The sequence below is a fragment of the Kocuria tytonicola genome, from assembly GCF_003687455.1.
GTDB lineage: Bacteria > Actinomycetota > Actinomycetes > Actinomycetales > Micrococcaceae > Kocuria > Kocuria tytonicola.
In genome coordinates this window covers 1-2,712 of the sequence record NZ_PHOA01000163.1, presented here as the reverse complement: position 1 = coordinate 2,712, position 2,712 = coordinate 1, and the positions used below count along the sequence as shown (strand labels likewise).

Annotated in this window: 2 protein-coding genes and 1 tRNA gene; all 3 read right to left on the bottom strand. The window is 72.0% G+C overall.

What is annotated here, in order from left to right; genetic code table 11:
• Positions 1–101 precede the first annotated feature (101 nt).
• The 3 genes from CWC38_RS11450 to rsfS all read right to left on the bottom strand — a co-directional run bounded on the left by CWC38_RS11450 (position 102) and on the right by rsfS (position 2,473).
• Complete coding sequence (locus CWC38_RS11450) at positions 102–1,505, bottom strand: DUF2254 family protein (protein WP_240625249.1); 1,404 nt, start codon at positions 1,503–1,505, stop codon at positions 102–104.
• 316 nt (positions 1,506–1,821) lie between these two features.
• A tRNA-Ala gene (locus CWC38_RS11445) sits at positions 1,822–1,894 on the bottom strand.
• A gap of 159 nt (positions 1,895–2,053) precedes the next feature.
• Positions 2,054–2,473: a ribosome silencing factor gene (rsfS, locus tag CWC38_RS11440; RefSeq protein WP_121846841.1), complete on the bottom strand. Its 420-nt coding sequence runs from the start codon at positions 2,471–2,473 to the stop codon at positions 2,054–2,056.
• Between the last annotated feature and the right edge of the window lie 239 nt (positions 2,474–2,712).

The following is a 2,712-nucleotide window of genomic DNA, read 5'->3' as shown; positions in this document are numbered from 1 at the left end:
ACGTGACGCCGCGCGCGACGTAGCATGAGAGCGAGAGGGCTCCGTGGTGCAGACATGCCACCGATTCGTGCCGCACGGCGGTCATCTCTGCGCCTCAGGCGTCACCGGTCCCGCTGCACCCCGCGCGGCGTCACGTCCCCCAGGCCCTGCGCGTCCCTGCCCGCGGCCAGGCGGCGGTCGAGCGGGTCCTGCCACCAACGGTCGGTGCCGCGCTCCAGGGCGTCCAGGCGCTCCCGCAGCGGCGGGTGCTGCTCTGCCGGGGTGAGCGTCAGCAGCGTGGTGAACAGTGCGCGGAGCCTGCGCTGGACCTGCACGGAGGTGGTGCCGAACTGCCGGATCTCGTCCGTGGCCGCGGCCACGTGGTCCTCCCACGAGTGCTCCCAGCGCCGCAGCAGCACGGCCTCCGGGTGCCGGGCCACGTCACGACGCCGCTCGCTGAGCCGCGGGGACAGCCGCGCCAGGACCTCCTCGATCTGGTCCAGGGCCTGCACGGCACGCGTGGGGTCGTTGACCGCCGGGGACAGGGCCTTCAACGCCATGTCCACCATGGCGCGGATCGCGCCGAAGGGTCCGCTGTCCGGGGAGAGGATGTCCCCGAACGCCACGGCGTGCTCGAGCTGCCGGCGCTGATCGGGGGTCGTGGGGGCGTTCGTGCGGAACAGCAGACCGCCGCAGGGCACGGGAGAACCGATCTCCGGGACCAGTTCGACGTGCATGCCCCACGCGTCTTCGCAGTCCAGCAGCCGCGGGGTGTTCACGGCCAGCACACAGTCCCCGCCGGTCCTGCCCCTGCGTGTCCCGGGCACGCGCCGCCGGACCTCGCGGCCCTCCGGGACCGCCCGCGTCTCCACCACGTCCGCGTGGGTGTGGAACCGGGCGGGGTCGTAGCGTGTGGCGTTCCAACCGTCGCGGGCGAGCCGGCGCAGCAGCATCCCCGGGTTCAGCTGCTGCGTGACCCGCACGGACACCGCGATGAACATGACGCCGCTCGCCAGGGTTGCCGCGACCGCCAGGACGGTGCCCACCCAGGGGCGGTAGGCGTCATCACGCACGGCAATGCTCAGGGCGATCAGCAGGGAGTAGCCGAAGGTGCCCACGAACGCGCCCAGACCCCACTGGATGACCCGGTCCCCCTGGAACACGGGCACGATCCGCACGGACATGGCCGTGATCCCCAGGCTCATGGCCGTGGCCAGCGCGGTGAACACCAGACCGGCCAGCGTGACCATGGCCCCGGAGACGATGCTCAGGATCGAGGCCACGGCCCCGGTGTCCAGGTCCGGGTAGCCGGGCACCGCGGAGCCCAGGAAGCGGTCGAGGAACGGCACCAGCACCCCCAGGGCAAGGGCCACGACGAAGACCCGGAACGGGATGCCCCACATCGTCGCAACCCGTATGTGGTTGCGCATCCGTTCCCACTCCCGCCGGTTCGCGGGGCTCTCGCGCGGGGCCGAGGCCCCGGTCCCGCTCGCTGCTCGTGCGGCGGGTGCGCGGTGCTCGATCATGCGGATCCCTCCTGTCGGGCGTCACGCGGGGTGCCCGCACAGGCGGGACGGAACCGCGTGCCGCGGGTTGGGGCCCACCCTACCGAGGGCCGCGCCCGCCCATGGGAAGGTCCGAGAGCAGCGGTGCGTCCAGGAGCACCGGGCCCTGTGGTCGTGGGCTGCCCGCTGAGGCATTGTCCCCCCGCCGCGCACCGGCGCGAGTCCGGGCTACCTCTTCTCGCGTCCGGGGGCCCTCGCGACAGCGCACCAAGGGCCCGCAGGGTGGGCACGAAAAAATCCCCCCACCGTGTCCGGTGGAGGGATCTTTTTCGTTACGTGGAGCTAAGGGGACTCGAACCCCTGACCCCCTGCATGCCATGCAGGTGCGCTACCAGCTGCGCCATAGCCCCGTGCGCCGGAGGAAACTTTACCACGCTTCCGTCGCTGTCCGTTCACCCGAAGTTGTCATCCGGGCCACCGTGCGACGGCCGCGTTTCCGGTTCTCCCGTCAACGACTCGATCATCCTAGACAGGATGCTCGGGCGCGCGCAAATCTCCCGGGGTGGGGCTCAGAGGGCGCGTGCGGCGTCGTCGGCCGAGCCCACGGCGGCGTCCGCGGTGCCCGGCGCGGGCAGCTGCACGTCGATCGCGGGCGAGTCGCCCCAGAGCCGTTCGAGCGCGTAGAACTCGCGGTCCTCGTCGTGGAGCACGTGGATCACGGCGTCGCCGTAGTCCAGCAGCACCCAGCGGCCCTCCCCCTTGCCCTCGCGGCGCAGGGGGCGGCGGTCGAAGCGCTCGATGAGCGTCTCCTCCACGGCGTCCACCACGGCGGCCACGAGCCGCTCGTTGGGCGCGGAGGTGACCATGAAGGCGTCCGTGATGGCGAGGCTGTCGCTGACGTCGAACGCCACGATGTTCTCGGCCTTCTTCTGGTCCGCGGCGCGCGCGGCGGCGCGCACGAGGTCGGTGGATTCGGTGGTGGCAGTCACGGAGGTGTGCCGTCCTTTCACAGGGTGTCCGGTACCGGGAGGGGCCCGGTGGATCGAGGTCTAGAGGATGAAGATCACGAGCACCACGGCGAGCGCGACGACCACGGCGAGCAACAGGCCCAGCACCACGCGCAGGGTGGTGCTCCCCCGCGTGTAGGCCTTGGGTTCGAGCAGCTGGAGCCCCTCGGCGTCCACGGCCCGGACGGGCTGGGCGGGCAGCACCTCGGGTACTTCCCCTC